Source organism: Micromonospora sp. NPDC003197 (assembly GCF_053590565.1).
Window position 1 is genome coordinate 20,783 of record NZ_JBSFTE010000009.1, and the last position, 13,263, is coordinate 34,045.

A 13,263-nucleotide genomic window follows, 5' to 3' on the forward strand; every position below is an offset into this window, starting at 1 on the left:
GTCGTGACCGAACTGTGGGTGATCGTGCCCGCCTTTGACGAGGCCGACCGGCTCGGCGACACGCTAGCTGCCCTGGCCGCCCAGTCCGACCTCGACTTCACCCTGCTGGTGGTGGACAACGGTTCGACCGACGGCACCGCCGAGGTGGCCCGCCGGTTCACGGCACACGCCCCGATGCCGGTCCAGGTGATCCGGGAACCGGAGAAGGGGGTCGGCTGCGCGGTGGACACCGGGTTCCGCCATGCCATCACGCACGGCGCCCGGCTGCTCGCCCGTACCGACGCGGACTGTCTGCCATCCCCCGGCTGGGTGGCCGCCGCCCGCCGGGCCTTCGCGGCAGGGGCGGGCATGGTCTGCGGCCGGCTCACCGCCCGCCGCGACGAACACGGGCCGCTGGGCCGGCTCGGGTTCCGGTTGGTGGTGACGATCGCGTCGCTCTTCGGCCGGCTGCGCCCCGACCACCGGGGCCCGACCTACCGGGTGCCCTACCGGATGCACGCCGGCAACAACATGGCCATCACCGCCACCCTCTACCTGGCCAGCGGCGGAATGCCCCGGCGTCCCTCCCCCACCGACCGGACCTTCCTCAACCGAGTCCGCCGGGTGACAACGACGATCACCCACGAGCGGACGATGGTGGTGGAGAACTCGACCCGCCGACTGCGGGCGTACGGGCTGCGCCGTGCCGCCGCCTGGTACCTCGACAAGGGCTGCGGCCCCCTCACCCCGGACCCACGCTGATGCTGGACGAACTGGACGCCACCCTCCGTCGTCACCCCGACCGACCGGCGCTGCTGACCGCCAGCCGCTCCGGTCGTACCCGGGTCGCCGCCACCCGAGGGCAACTCATCGACCTCGCCGACGGCTACGCCGCCGCACTGCACCACCACGGGCTGGCCGCCGGGGACACCCTCGGGCTGGCGGTACGCCCCGGTGCCCGGTCGCTGTCGCTCATGCTGGCCGCGTACCGGCTCGGCCTGCGGGTGGCCGTACTCGACCCGTCCGCCGGGCCGGACGTGCTGGCCGCGCGGCTGACGCTGGCCCGACCCGCGCTGGTGGTCGCCGACGCCGCGGCCCAGGCCGTCGCCGGCTGGGCCCGCCCGCTGGCCCGCCGAGCCCACCTGGAGTTACCGGACCTGGCCAGCCTCGGTCCGGTGCGGACCGCCGGCCGGCGACTGCCCGGCTGTGCCCCGGCCCTGCGACCACGCCCCACCGGTGGACCGCTGCCGGACCGGCGCACCGACGACGGTGACGCAGTGATCATCTTCACCTCGGGCACCACCAGCCGGCCCCGGGCGGTGGTACACCGCCGCTCCGGGCTGGCCGCCGCGATGCGGTCCGTCACCGAACTGGTCCACCCGCAGCCCAACCAACCGGTGCTCGGCGGCACCTTCTTCGTCCTCGTTCCGGCCCTGGCCAGCGGCGCACCGGTCGCCCTGCCGGCCCGGTCGGCCCGGGTGCTGGCCCGCCAGATCCCCCGGCTCCAACCGCAGGCCAGCTATCTCACCCCACCGCAACTACGCGCGCTGCTGGCCGAGTCACCCCAGCTCTGCGGCGCTTTCTACAGCGGATCCGCGCCGGTCAGCGCCAACCTGTTGGCCCGCACCCGGCAGGCCGGGGCGAGTCAGGCCTGGGGCGTGTACGCGCTCACCGAGATGTTCCCCGCCGCCGCTGTCGAAGCCACCGAGAAAGCCGCGTTCACCGAAGACGGGGATCTCGTCGGCACCCCACTGCCGGGCGTACGCACCCGGCTCGACCCGGACGGTCAGCTGCTGCTCGCCGGGCCGGGCAAATCGGACCGCTACCTTGGCGAGGAGCCGCACGAGTGGGTGGCGACCGGGGATGTCGCCCGATTGGCCGGGGACCGGGTGGTGCTGGCCGGCCGGTGCAAGGACATGATCCTGCGCGAGGCGGAGAACATCTATCCCGGCCTGTACGAGCCGGCGCTGCACATACCCGGGGTCAACCTGGCCGTGCTGGTGGGCGTACCGGCCGGCGACGGGGACGAACGACTCATCGCGGTCGTCGAGCCCGAACCGGGCGCCGACCCGGGACAGCTCCGCCTGGCCCTGGCACCCGTACTGGCCCGGATGGGGGCGGCCCGGCCCGACGCGGTGCACTTCTGCGCCGTACCGACCTCGGGGCGGTCCCGTAAGCCGGACCGTACCGCCACTGCCACGCTGGCAGCGGCGATGGAGGCAGGTTGGCGGCCGCCCCGTGGCTAAGGTGCTCGCTTCGGTGTTAGGAAGGGCCCCTTCCTCTACAAAAAACGATAGGAAGGGGCCCTTCCTAACCGCACGGCGGAGGGATCGGCGCGTCTATCTGCGTAGTCATCCGGTGCTGTTCGCGCTGCTGTCGGCCACCCGGCGCTGGCCGGTGCTGCGGTTGGGGCGGACCGTGCTGGTGCACGACCGGCAGGCGTACCTTGACGGACTGACCCGGGTGCCGTTGGACCGGGTGGCGGCCGGCACCACCGGGGGCACGGCGCGGCGGCTGGAGGCCGAGGGGCTGCTCTTCGACCAGGAAGGTACGGCGCACCGGGGCACCCGACGAAGCATCCACGAGGGACTCGGCGCGGCCGGAGTCGACCGGCTGCGACCAGTTTGGCGGAAGGTGCTGGACCGACGGCTCGCTCCGCTGGCGCTCGGTCGGCACGTCGACCTCGTACCGCTGGCGGCGGAGCTGGCCGGGGCGACCACAGCGGCGCTGCTCGACCTTGACGTCGATCCGCTCCTGCTGGCCCAGGCGGCCCGGGACGCCGCAGCGGCGACCGCCCACGAGCAGCTACCTGGGCCGCGCTGGCCGGGTCAGGACCGCGCGGCCCGGCTCGCCGCCGACCGGCTGACCGACCTACTCAAGTCCGGCAGCTCCGACGCGGCCGCTACCTCGGGGGAGAACGCGGGGCTCGCCGGGATGCTGGCGGTGGCCGCGGTCAACACCACCGTGGCCGCGTTGCCCCGGGCGGTCGCCTGGTGTGCCGACGACGGGCTGTGGGAGCGGGCCGCCGAGTCGGCCACCCGAGAGGTGCTGGTCGCCGAGCTGCTCCGGGTCACCGCACCGAGTCCGCTGTTGCCCCGGGTGGCGGCCGGCTCCGGGACCGTCGGCGACTGCCCGGTACGCGCCGGCGATCGGCTGGTGCTGGTGGCGCGGCATGCGGTCGACGCCCACCGGTCCGGGCCGGACTACACCGAGCCGGCCCCGGCCCGGGTCGCCCAACTGGTCTTCGGTGCCGGCTCGCACGCCTGCCCCGGTGCCCGGCTGGCCCGGGCGCAACTGGCCGACACGCTGGCGGCACTGGCCGCGTACCGGCCGGTGGTGGTCCGGGCCCGGGCGGACCGGCGGGCCGCCCTGCCCAGCTGGGCGAGTCTGGTGATCCGGGCAGACCGCCGATGAACCTGACCGGGGTACGGGTGGCGGTCACCGGTGCCAGCGGCTTCTGCGGTGCCGTGGTGGCCCGGGCCGCTGCGACGGCCGGCGCCGAGGTGCTCTGCCTGGGCCGGCGTCCCGGGCCGGTGGGCCGGCACGTGTTCTGGGACGCCGCGCAGGCCGTGCCTGACCTCGCCGGGGCCGATCTGGTGGTACATCTGGCCGCCGCCGTCGGCGATCCGGCCCCTGGTCGGGCCGCCGAACGGGCGTTCCAGGCGGTCAACGTGGATGGGACCGCCCGGCTGCTGACCGCCGCCGGGGAGCGTCCGGTGGTCTGGGTGAGCAGCGCGAGCGTCTATCGACCCGGGCTACGACGGGACCGGATCACCGAGGACGATCCGGTCGAGGGCCAGTTGACCGCGTACGGGCGGACCAAGGCGGCCGGTGAACGGTTGGCGCTGGCAGCGGGGGCGGTGGTGCTGCGCCCCCGGGCGGTGTACGGCCCCGGTGACCCGCATCTGTTGCCCCGGCTGCTGGGGGCGGTCCGCGGTCGGTATCTGCTTCTGCCCGGTCCTGACGTGACGCTCTCCCTGACGGCGGTGGAGAACCTGGCCGATGCGTGTCTGGCCGCGTCGGGTTGGCCGGCCGGGGCCTACAACATCACCGACGAACGGGCGTACTCCCGGGACGCGGTGCTGGCGAGCGCGCTGACCGCGCTCGGTCGGCCGGCGCGGGTGGTGCACGTGCCGGTCGGGTTGGCCGTGGCGGCGGCGGGACTGGCGACAGCGCGGGCCCGACTGCCTGGGTCAGGTCCGCCGACCCTGACCCGGTACGCGATCGACCAGCTCGCCCACGGGGTGGTGCTGGATATTTCCCGGGCCAGGGCACAGGGTTGGCGGCCGCGCCACTGCTTCGATGACTTCGTGGCGTCGATTCGTTGACGAGGACCGCCAGTTCGAGGTTTTTCGACAGCTATGGCGCCAACCGCAGCGGAGTCTCGGTCAATGGGTTCCTACGCCCCGACTTGCTGATCGGGGCGGCCAGCATCCCGGCGATGGCGTCGGCCAGGAAGTCGCCCACCGAGTGCCAACGCGGATCCTTCCCGTCCTGCTCGGCGCGTGCCTCGACCTCGGCGCAGGCCCAGGCGGCGATCCGGGTGATCAGACTGGCCCGGGCGGCCACCACACCGGGGTCCAGATGAGCGAGCCGGGATGCCAGTGAACGGGCGATGAGCGTCGCGGTCGGGGTGGATGCCGCGGCCTGGCGCATCAGTACCGCTGCCGTCGGGTCGGAGAAGGCCTGGGCCAGAAACCGGGCCCGCCAGGTTGGCGGCGGCAGTTCGGCCAGCGCGTCCGTGGCCGGCACCACGAGGCTGCGCACGTCACCCAGGACCGAGTCGGAATGTTCGAACATCGCCCGGCGGGGCTCCTCCAGCAGGACCATCTGCCGCTCGATCAGTGCTCGCAACAGGCCCTCGCGACCGCCGAAGTAATAACGCACGGCGGAGTGGTTGGTGTTGCCGGCCGCTTCGGCCACCTTGCGGTCGGAGACCTGCGCGATGCCCGACTCGGCGAACAGACGTTCCGCCGCGTCGAGCAGTGCGGTCCGAGCCGCCTCTGACCGGGCCATCCGCAGGTGCCTCCTGGTGCATGAGTGCCATGTGATCGAGGTCAAGGTACCCGATTGCAACTTTGTAAGCCACGTGACTTAGACTTAGCCCACCAGTTCCGCTACCGACCGTCAGTCCGCGTGGCGTAGCCGGATCGGTTCATCGCGCTCTTCGGCGCCCTTCGACAACATGTCAGGAGTATGCCTATGCCGTCCTCGACCGCTCCCCCGTCCGCCAACGTCCCCGGGGGTGGTCCACCGGAAGAGGATCGGAAGATGCGGATCATCCGGTACGCCGCCCTCTTCGTCATGCCGTTCGTCATGGTCTCGATGATGTTCGCCACCTACGTGGGCACCATGCACTCGCCGCATCCGCGCGAGATGCCGGTCGCCGTCGTGGGGGCGGGTCCCGCCGCGCAGGCGATCGTCGACGCCTTCAACGCCGCACCGGGCAACGCCATGGACGCGCGGCTGGTCGAGTCCAAGAACGACGCGGTGGAACTGCTGAAGGACCGCGAGATCGCGGGCGCGCTGGCGATACCCACCGAGGGATCGGCCCAGGCAACGATCTACACCGCGATGGCAGCCGGTGCATCACAGGCCACGACTGTCCAGCAACTCCTCGCCCCGATCGCCATCGAGCAGAACTGGACAGCGGCGGTCGAGAACGTCGCACCGCTGCCCGACGGTGACACGGCGGGCATCGCGGTCCTGTTCGCCGCCATGGGCATGATGCTGGCCGGGTACGTGCCACTGAGCCTGCTACTGATGGCCTGCCCCCACCTACTGTCCCTCCGGCGCTTCCTGCCGATCGTGGTCGGCTGGTCGGCGGCCACCAGCAGCATCATCTGGTTGATCCTCGGGCCGATCGTGGGTGCCGTCGACGGCCACTACCTGGAGTTCCTCGGCGTCGGAATGCTGGCGACCGGTGCTGTCGCCCTCACCCAGTTGCTCCTCACCAAGTTGATGGGGCCGCTCGCGGTTCTGGTGGGCATGCTGCTCTGGGTCGTATTCGGCATGCCGTCGTCGAACCTGGCGCTGTCGGTCGACATGATGCCCGGCTTCTTCAACTTCCTGCACGGCGTGCTCCCGCTTCCGGCAGCAGGCGAGGCGCTCCGCTCGCTGCTCTACTTCGACGGCCGTGGAGCCGGTGGGCACCTGCTGGTTCTGGCTGTCTGGGCGGTGGCCGCCCTGGTGCTGTCCTGGGTCAAGGAACGTGTGAGCGGACATGCGATCCCCACAGCACCGCAGGTCAGCGACCCGAACACCCCGCTGCCGGCGCTCGCTGGCAGCCCACCAAGGTCCAAGCGGTTCCGTTATGTGACGGTGGCGGCCTTCCCACTCACCATCCTGGTGATGGTGGTGGGCCTGATGGGCTTCTCCATGCACAAGCCAGAGATCCACAATCTCCCCGTCGCGGTGGTCGGCGCCACGACCGAGCAGGCCCAACAGGTGGCCGCCGGCCTGGAGTCGAAGCTGGGTGACATGCTCGACGTCGAGGTGCTCGCCTCGACGGACGAGGGCATCGATCGCATCCTCGACCAGGACATCGTCGCCACGTACGTCCTGCCCACCGCCCGGGGCGCCGAGGCGACGCTCTACACGTCCTCGGGTGCCGGAGTCAGCCAGCAGAGTGCAGCGAAGTCGATCTTCCAGGCAATGGCGGCCCAGCAGCAGATGCCGTTGGCGATGAACGACGTGGCACCGCTGAGCGACACCGACACCATGGGTAGCAACAGCCTGTACGTCGGCATGTCGTGGATCATGGCCGGGTTCCTGATGCTCGCCGTGCTGCGTGGTGGGGCACCGGAACTGAAGCGGCTGCGGCAGTTCCTTCCCCTGCTCGCCGGTTGGTCGGTCGGAATGGCCGTGTGGTTGTGGCTGCTCTTCGACGTCATCATCGGCGCGGTCACCGGGCACGCCTGGGAGATGATCGGCTTCGGTGCCGCCACCATCTTCGCCGTGTCGCTGGTGACCGGGGTGTTCACCCGGACCATCGGTCTGGCCGCGATCATCCCGGTGATGGTCGTGATGATGCTCGCGGGTGTCCCCGCTTCCGGCGGCGGGCTCTCGATCTATATGGTGCCCGAGCTCTTCCAGGGCCTCAAGGACATCCTGCCGCTGCCGGCCGCGGTCGACACGGCCCGGTCACTGGTCTACTTCAACAGCGCCGGAATCGGCAGGAACCTCCTGGTCATCGGCGTCTGGGCGGCCGTCGGCCTCGTGCTGAACCTCCTCGTCGACCTGTGGCAGAAGCGCCGGGACGACCGGGCCCGGATCACCGGACCGGATGAGCGTCCGCCGGCCCCTGATTTCGACGACGAGATCATCTCCGTCGACGACATCGGTGAGCTGGAACCGGCCGCAGCACGCTAAGAACGCAATGACCGGGCTGGTACCGCGCCCTCGGCAAGTTTCGAGGCGCGGTACCAGCCCGGTTCGTCGGTCCCGAAGGTGACCTGATCGGCTGCTGTCGCCACTCGCCCAAGCAGCGTAGAGTCCCGAATCGATGACTCTCCGCAGCCCCAGGGGGACGCATGAGCCGACGCTGGACGGTCGTCGTCACCGCCGCTCTCGCCGTATTCGCCCTGGCCTGCGAAGGCTCCGACGGGCCTGGCAAACCCACTCCACCACCCGACTCGCCCCGGCCCGACCTGCCCTCCTCGATGGCGGCGCTCGGTGACTCCATCACCGCCGGTTTCGGCTCCTGCCTGGTGCTGGCCACCTGCCAACGCAACTCCTGGTCCACAGGGGACGGATCCCGGGTCGACAGCCACTACCAGCGACTACGAGAGGGCAACCCGGCGATTCGCGGCAAGGCGCTGAACAAGGCGACCCCGGGGGCCCGGGCGGCAGCTCTGCCCGGTCAGGCAACCGCAGCCGTCAGCGCCAAGGCGGAGTACGTGACCGTGCTGATCGGAGCCAACGACGCCTGCCGCAGCCGGATCGACGCGATGACCGGCGTCGCCGAGTTTCGAGCCGACGTGGACCGGACGCTGACCACCCTGAAGAAGGGCCTTCCGCGCGCCCGAGTCCTGGTGGCGAGCATCCCCGACCTGTACCGCCTCTGGGAGATCGGGCACACCGAGCAGCGGGTGACCCGCGCCTGGGATCGCGGCATCTGCCCCGCCCTCCTGGCCAATCCCACCTCGACCGCCGAGGACGACGTCCAGCGTCGCGCGGCCTTCCGGAAACGGATCGCCGCCTACAACGATCAGCTCTCCGCCGCCTGTCGGGCGTACGGATCCCGGTGCCGCTACGACGGTGGCGCGGTGCACCGGACCCGGTTCACCCTGGACCTGCTCAACGGGCTCGACTACTTCCATCCCAACGCGGCCGGGCAGCAGAAACTCGCCGAGGTCAGCTGGGCCGCGTCCGGTTATGCCGGCCGGGCCCGCTGAACTCCGCCGGCTCGGGCTACGGCCGCGGTGCTGCCGGACGGGCGGGTCCGGCCCGAGCTACGGCCGGTAGGCCTCCGCCGGGCCAGCGGTGATCGCCTGTGGGCGGTAGAGGGCATGCGCCCGGTCGGCCAGTTCCTTCGTGGCCGACGAGTTCGCCCAGGTGCCGAGGATGATCGCCGCCCCTGGTACGACCTTGGCGAAGGCCCGTTTGGCGGCCCGTACCCCCGCCATCCGGGCAAGCTTCACCCCCAGCCGGAGCATCGCCTGCTGTAGTGGGGTGTTGGACCCACGCAACAGCGCGCTCGCCCGCTCCCGACCTGCCGCCACCCCGAGCGCGAGGCGGGCGCTCTCGGCAACCTTGTGCACCTTCTGCAGCACCAGCAGATCGGTGGCCCGGTCCGGGTGCGCCGGGTCGTGCCCATAGGCAGCGGCGACGTGGAGCACCAACCGGGCCTGGGTCCACGCCAGGACGCCGACATCGACGACCGCACCCGGCAGGCCAGCGGCGCCGGACACCGCCCCGGAGAGGCGGGCTCGGGTGACGAACTTGCGGACCGCGATCTGCGCCAACACCTCCGGCTCGATCCCTGGATACCGAGCCCGGGTGCGCTCGACCCAGGTATCGGCCTCCGGCCCCAGCCGCCGGACCGCCTCCAGGGCCAGGTACTCCGGCGCGTACTGCGGGTCCGCCCGCATCTGGTCCCAGAGCCGAACCGGTGGGGCGGCGGCGGGATCGTCGTCCGGTCGTACCGGATCGTCGTCCGCGACCGCCCCGACCGGTGACGGGGACAGGGTTTCTGGGTTCGTTGCGGCAACATCGCCGCCAGGGGGAACCGGTACGGCCTCGGCGCCGGACGGGACGGGGTCGCTCATGGGACGCTCCGATGGGTGACGTTGCCAGGGGTACGCGCAGCGGTTGACGTCTCGCCGTCGGCCGTGCCCGTCCATTCTGGCCGGAGAGATCAACCCTCGGTCAGCGTGGTGCCCCGGTCACTGCCAGCCCGGCACGATGGCGTCGACGATGGTGGTCGCCGGGCTCTCGTGCTTGGCGTAGTGCTCCGGGAACGCCGAGACCTGCACCGCCTGCGCCGCTTCGGTCAGCCGCATCCACTGCCAGCCCGGTACCCGCATGAGGGCTTCGAGAAACTGCGCCGTCGCGTACGCGGGGTCCATCAGTTTGGCCACCGGCCCCCAGCCGGTGCTGCTGCGCTGCTGGAACAGGCCGACCGAGTCGTGGTCCCAACCGACACCCTGGTTCGGATAGTTCATCGACTCCGGCAGTACGCCACTGGCCAGGTTGAGCAGGTTGCTCTCCTGCATGGCGGTGGCCACCGCGATGATCAGGGCGCGACGGGGCATCTGCATGTCACGGCCGGTCCGGACGATCGCCTTGGCGTTGTTCATCTGGTCGTGGGTCAAACCGGCGACCGGACCGGGGTCGACCGGTGGGGCGGGCTCCTCCGCCGGCGGGGCGGGCTCGGTGGACGGGGTGGACTGCTCCGGCGCTGGTTGCTCCTGGACGTCCGGGTCAGTGGTCTCCGCCGGGTCAGTGGTCTCTGCCGGGGCGGGTTCGTCCCGGGTGGCCCGGTTGGCAGCCTGTTCGGTCAGGGCCCGGTCGGCCAGGACTGCTACCTGGTCGACCGAGATGGCGGGCTCGGCGGAGCCGGTGGGCACCTCGGCAAACATGGCCAGGCTCAGGCAGGAGACAACGCTGGCGGCCACGGTGAGTCGGGCGGTGGCACCCCGCCGCCCGAGCAACTCTCCGATCCGATCCCGGACCTGCCGGACGCGGTCCCGCGTCTCGGCCGAGCCGACATCATCCGTTCGGTCAGGGGGGCTAGGGGCGGCGTACCCGTCGTCAAAACTGTCGTCGTTACGCATTCGACGAGGCTAAACAGCAGGAACGTCGATTACATAGAGTCATTTAGTGGCCCTCGCCACAATTGCTGACTGATCAATCGGTCAGCGGATGACAGGCGCAAAGCTCAATACCCAACCCCCGCAAGCCTGACAAGTCGGTAACAAGGAATTCCACAGATTAAGCAGGCATTTACCTTCTAAGCCACCAGCCTTTGATCACTAAGAGTGATCTTCATCCGTTCGACCCATACCACTTGGACCTCCCGGCCGCCCCCTTCAGCCGAGAGGCCGAATCGGGGCGATGATCTTCGGTCCCGGGGGCGACAAACGCTGCCGGTGGAATGCGGAAGGATGGTAGGTGCGTTTGCCACATCAAGGCGGCGTCCGTCCCGGACCCGCCTCGGTGTACCCGTTGAGGAGGTCCTGACCGGTGCTCGATCCGCACGAGCTCTACCAGCTCACCGACGACCTGCCCGAGCTGGGTCAGCCGGTGCTGATCCACGCGCTGACCGGCTTCGTCGATGCCGGCAACGCGACCCGGCTGGCCCGAGACCACCTGCTCGCCACGCTCGAAGGGCGGACGATCGCGACCTTCGACGTCGACCAGCTACTCGACTACCGGTCCCGACGTCCGATCATGACCTTCGTCGAGGACCACTGGGAACGGTACGAGGAACCCCAGCTGGAGTTGCACGTACTGAACGACGACGCCGAGACTCCGTTCCTGCTGCTGACCGGACCGGAACCGGACCTACAGTGGGAACGCTTCACCGCCGCGCTCATCGCCCTGGTGCACCGCCTCGGCGTACGCCTCACCGCCGGGCTGACCGCCATTCCGATGGCCGTCCCGCACACCCGGCCGACCGGGGTCACCTCGCACGCCACCCGCCGCGAACTGATCACCGGCACCGAACCGTGGCTGCACCAGGTCCAGGTACCGGCGAGCGCGGGACATCTGTTGGAGTACCGGCTCGGCGAACTGGGATACGACGCGCTGGGCTTCGCGGTGCACGTACCGCACTACGTCGCACAGAGCGAATACCCGGCGGCGGCGGAGCTGCTGCTCACCTCGATCTCCCGCAGCACCGGGCTGCTCCTGCCCACCGAGGAACTGCGTACCTCGGCGGAACTGGTCCGGACCGACATCGACCGCCAGGTGGCTCAGACCGACGAGGCCACCGCCCTCGTCCGCGCCCTTGAAGAGCAGTACGACGCCTTCACCCGGGGTCGGGGCGAGCCGAACCTGCTCGCCAGCCAGACCGGGGCGCTGCCCACCGCGGACGAACTCGGGGCCGAGTTGGAGCGGTTCCTCGCCGAGCAGGGCCATCCGGGAGAACCACCGAACCGGTGACGTCGTGATCGACAGTGGCGCGCCGGGCGCAACCCGTTCCAGTACGGCAGGCTGGGTTCATGCGCCTTGCCACCTGGAACGTCAACTCGGTGAAGGCCCGGCTGCCCCGGCTGCTGGACTGGCTCGCCGAGGTCCGCCCCGACGTGCTCTGCCTGCAGGAGACGAAGTGCCCGGACGGCTCCTTCCCGGTCGCTGAGGTGGGCGAACTGGGCTACTCGGTCGCCAGCCACAGCGACGGCCGGTGGAACGGGGTCGCCGTACTGTCCCGGGTTGGGCTCACCGACGTCGTGGTGGGCTTTCCCGGCGAACCCGGCTTCCCGGATCCGGAGGCCCGCGCCATCTCCGCCACCTGCGGCGGGCTGCGCGTCTGGTCGGTGTACGTGCCCAACGGCCGGTCCCTGGACTCCCCCCACTACGAATACAAGCTCGCCTGGTTGGCGGCGCTGCGCGAGGCGGTCCGGGACGACCTGCGATCCGGGCTGCCGCTGGCGGTGTGCGGCGACTTCAACGTCGCCCCCACCGATGCCGACGTGTGGGACCCGGCGCTGTTCGTCGGTTCGACGCACGTCACCGAGGCCGAGCGTCAGGCGCTGACTGCCCTGCGGGATCTCGGCCTGCACGACGTGGTGCCGACCCCGATGAAGGGGCCGCACCCGTTTACCTACTGGGACTATCGGGCCGGGATGTTCCACCAGAACAAGGGCATGCGGATCGACCTGGTGTACGCCACCGGTGCGTTCACCGCCGGAGTCCAATCCGCGTACGTCGACCGGGAGGCTCGCAAGGGCAAGGGCCCCTCCGACCACGCCCCGATCGTGGTCGACACCGACCCCGCCGGTGGCAACGACCTTGCCGGACACTGTGAAACTGTGTCGCATGTCGATACAGCTTCGGCCGGTTGACCGGGACGACGCCGCGCGGCTCGCCGTACTCCTGGATCAGCTCGGCTATCCCACCGACCCAGCCGACGTCAACGACCGCCTCGACTACTGGCAGGGCGACCCGGCGAGCTTCCTGCTCGGCGCCGCCGTCGGCGACGAACTGGTCGGGGTCGCCGCACTGCATGTCTGCCCGATGCTGGAGGTGACCGGCAGGTTCGGGCGGCTGGTGGCCCTGGTGGTCGACGACCGTCATCGGGGACAGGGGGTCGGGCGGGCCCTGGTCGGCGCGGCCGAACACCGGGCCCGCGACGCCGGCTGCCTCTTCATGGAGGTCACCAGCAGCCGCCGGCGAGACCGAGCCCACCGGTTCTATCAGGACCTGGGATACGAGGACGCCTGCGGCAAGAAGGCGCGCTTCACCAAACCCCTGACCGTGGCGTCGCCCGGTGAACTGACCCGTTCGGTGGGCGGCCTCGACAGATGATACACCGTGGATCACTCCACATCGTCGTAACCCATCGCGCTCAACCGATCACCCGATGACCCCTAATAGGCTTCCGGACGGGTGACCGGTGCGATGCGTGCCGCGAGGAGGCCGCCGAATCCGGGAACGAGCGCGTAGAGCCAGACCCGGTGGTTCCCGTTCATGACGAGGATCGCGGTGATGACTGTGGTGGTGTAGGCCAGGCCATGTATCGGACCGAGGATGCGCGAGATCTCGGGCAGGTGGACGGTGACGATGTTCGCGAACATCAGAGCGAGCGTCAGAAGTTCCGCCGCGCCAGCGGCGTGCAGG

13 protein-coding genes are annotated in these 13,263 nt (G+C 70.6%); 9 read left to right on the forward strand and 4 right to left on the reverse strand.

Features of this window, described 5'->3' with window-relative positions:
- Positions 1–3: 3 nt before the first annotated feature.
- The 4 genes from ACWDV4_RS12155 to ACWDV4_RS12170 all read left to right on the forward strand — a co-directional run bounded on the left by ACWDV4_RS12155 (position 4) and on the right by ACWDV4_RS12170 (position 4,307).
- Entirely contained in the window at positions 4–741 is a 738-nt protein-coding gene (locus tag ACWDV4_RS12155) for a glycosyltransferase (RefSeq protein ID WP_449977294.1), read from the forward strand.
- Positions 741–2,225, forward strand: coding sequence for a class I adenylate-forming enzyme family protein (locus tag ACWDV4_RS12160; protein ID WP_449977296.1), 1,485 nt, complete (start codon positions 741–743; stop codon positions 2,223–2,225). The genes ACWDV4_RS12155 and ACWDV4_RS12160 overlap by 1 nt, the downstream gene beginning before the upstream one ends.
- 112 nt (positions 2,226–2,337) lie before the next feature.
- Entirely contained in the window at positions 2,338–3,393 is a 1,056-nt protein-coding gene (locus ACWDV4_RS12165; RefSeq protein WP_449977299.1) for a cytochrome P450, read from the forward strand.
- Positions 3,390–4,307 carry an NAD-dependent epimerase/dehydratase family protein gene (locus ACWDV4_RS12170; protein WP_449977302.1) on the forward strand — a complete coding sequence of 306 codons (918 nt, stop codon included), beginning with the start codon at positions 3,390–3,392 and terminating at the stop codon, positions 4,305–4,307. The genes ACWDV4_RS12165 and ACWDV4_RS12170 overlap by 4 nt, the downstream gene beginning before the upstream one ends.
- A 31-nt stretch (positions 4,308–4,338) precedes the next feature.
- On the opposite strand, the gene ACWDV4_RS12175 is transcribed toward ACWDV4_RS12170, so the two are convergent.
- Positions 4,339–4,995, reverse strand: coding sequence for a TetR/AcrR family transcriptional regulator (locus ACWDV4_RS12175; RefSeq protein WP_449977305.1), 657 nt, complete (start codon positions 4,993–4,995; stop codon positions 4,339–4,341).
- A 255-nt stretch (positions 4,996–5,250) separates the two neighbouring features.
- Here ACWDV4_RS12175 and ACWDV4_RS12180 point away from each other — a divergent pair, with 255 nt between their 5' ends.
- Entirely contained in the window at positions 5,251–7,350 is a 2,100-nt protein-coding gene (locus tag ACWDV4_RS12180; protein WP_449977308.1) for an ABC transporter permease, read from the forward strand.
- Positions 7,351–7,511: 161 nt separating this feature from the next.
- Complete coding sequence (locus tag ACWDV4_RS12185) at positions 7,512–8,375, forward strand: GDSL-type esterase/lipase family protein (protein WP_449977310.1); 864 nt, start codon at positions 7,512–7,514, stop codon at positions 8,373–8,375.
- Positions 8,376–8,432: 57 nt separating this feature from the next.
- Here the strand turns inward: ACWDV4_RS12185 and ACWDV4_RS12190 are convergent, their stop codons facing one another.
- Together ACWDV4_RS12190 and ACWDV4_RS12195 are read right to left on the reverse strand one after the other, a co-directional pair.
- Entirely contained in the window at positions 8,433–9,248 is an 816-nt protein-coding gene (locus tag ACWDV4_RS12190; protein WP_449977313.1) for an EcsC family protein, read from the reverse strand.
- Positions 9,249–9,365: 117 nt separating this feature from the next.
- Positions 9,366–10,256 (reverse strand): peptidase M23, encoded by an 891-nt coding sequence (locus ACWDV4_RS12195; RefSeq protein ID WP_449977315.1) that lies wholly within the window; start codon positions 10,254–10,256, stop codon positions 9,366–9,368.
- Between the two features lie 409 nt (positions 10,257–10,665).
- On the opposite strand from ACWDV4_RS12195, the gene ACWDV4_RS12200 reads away from it, so the two are divergent.
- The 3 genes from ACWDV4_RS12200 to ACWDV4_RS12210 are packed head-to-tail and all read left to right on the forward strand — an operon-like array spanning position 10,666 to position 12,951.
- A complete protein-coding gene (locus ACWDV4_RS12200; RefSeq protein WP_449977318.1) occupies positions 10,666–11,586 on the forward strand; it encodes a proteasome assembly chaperone family protein in 921 nt (306 codons plus the stop codon).
- A 59-nt stretch (positions 11,587–11,645) separates the two neighbouring features.
- A complete protein-coding gene (locus ACWDV4_RS12205; protein WP_449977320.1) occupies positions 11,646–12,488 on the forward strand; it encodes an exodeoxyribonuclease III in 843 nt (280 codons plus the stop codon).
- Entirely contained in the window at positions 12,463–12,951 is a 489-nt protein-coding gene (locus tag ACWDV4_RS12210) for a GNAT family N-acetyltransferase (protein ID WP_449977322.1), read from the forward strand. Before ACWDV4_RS12205 ends, ACWDV4_RS12210 begins: the two co-directional genes overlap by 26 nt.
- Before the next feature lie 62 nt (positions 12,952–13,013).
- Here the strand turns inward: ACWDV4_RS12210 and ACWDV4_RS12215 are convergent, their stop codons facing one another.
- Positions 13,014–13,220 carry a hypothetical protein gene (locus tag ACWDV4_RS12215; RefSeq protein ID WP_449977755.1) on the reverse strand — a complete coding sequence of 69 codons (207 nt, stop codon included), beginning with the start codon at positions 13,218–13,220 and terminating at the stop codon, positions 13,014–13,016.
- Between the last annotated feature and the right edge of the window lie 43 nt (positions 13,221–13,263).

Excerpts from the sequence above, each read along its gene's own strand:
- ACWDV4_RS12185 (WP_449977310.1), top strand. The coding sequence starts at position 7,512 with ATGAGCCGACGCTGGACGGTCGTCGTCACCGCCGCTCTCGCCGTATTC.
- ACWDV4_RS12210 (WP_449977322.1), top strand. The coding sequence starts at position 12,463 with ATGTCGATACAGCTTCGGCCGGTTGACCGGGACGACGCCGCGCGGCTC.
- ACWDV4_RS12195 (WP_449977315.1), bottom strand. The coding sequence starts at position 10,256 with ATGCGTAACGACGACAGTTTTGACGACGGGTACGCCGCCCCTAGCCCC.
- ACWDV4_RS12205 (WP_449977320.1), top strand. The coding sequence starts at position 11,646 with ATGCGCCTTGCCACCTGGAACGTCAACTCGGTGAAGGCCCGGCTGCCC.
- ACWDV4_RS12190 (WP_449977313.1), bottom strand. The coding sequence starts at position 9,248 with ATGAGCGACCCCGTCCCGTCCGGCGCCGAGGCCGTACCGGTTCCCCCT.
- ACWDV4_RS12170 (WP_449977302.1), top strand. The coding sequence starts at position 3,390 with ATGAACCTGACCGGGGTACGGGTGGCGGTCACCGGTGCCAGCGGCTTC.
- ACWDV4_RS12175 (WP_449977305.1), bottom strand. The coding sequence starts at position 4,995 with ATGGCCCGGTCAGAGGCGGCTCGGACCGCACTGCTCGACGCGGCGGAA.
- ACWDV4_RS12160 (WP_449977296.1), top strand. The coding sequence starts at position 741 with ATGCTGGACGAACTGGACGCCACCCTCCGTCGTCACCCCGACCGACCG.
- ACWDV4_RS12215 (WP_449977755.1), bottom strand. The coding sequence starts at position 13,220 with ATGTTCGCGAACATCGTCACCGTCCACCTGCCCGAGATCTCGCGCATC.
- ACWDV4_RS12180 (WP_449977308.1), top strand. The coding sequence starts at position 5,251 with ATGCGGATCATCCGGTACGCCGCCCTCTTCGTCATGCCGTTCGTCATG.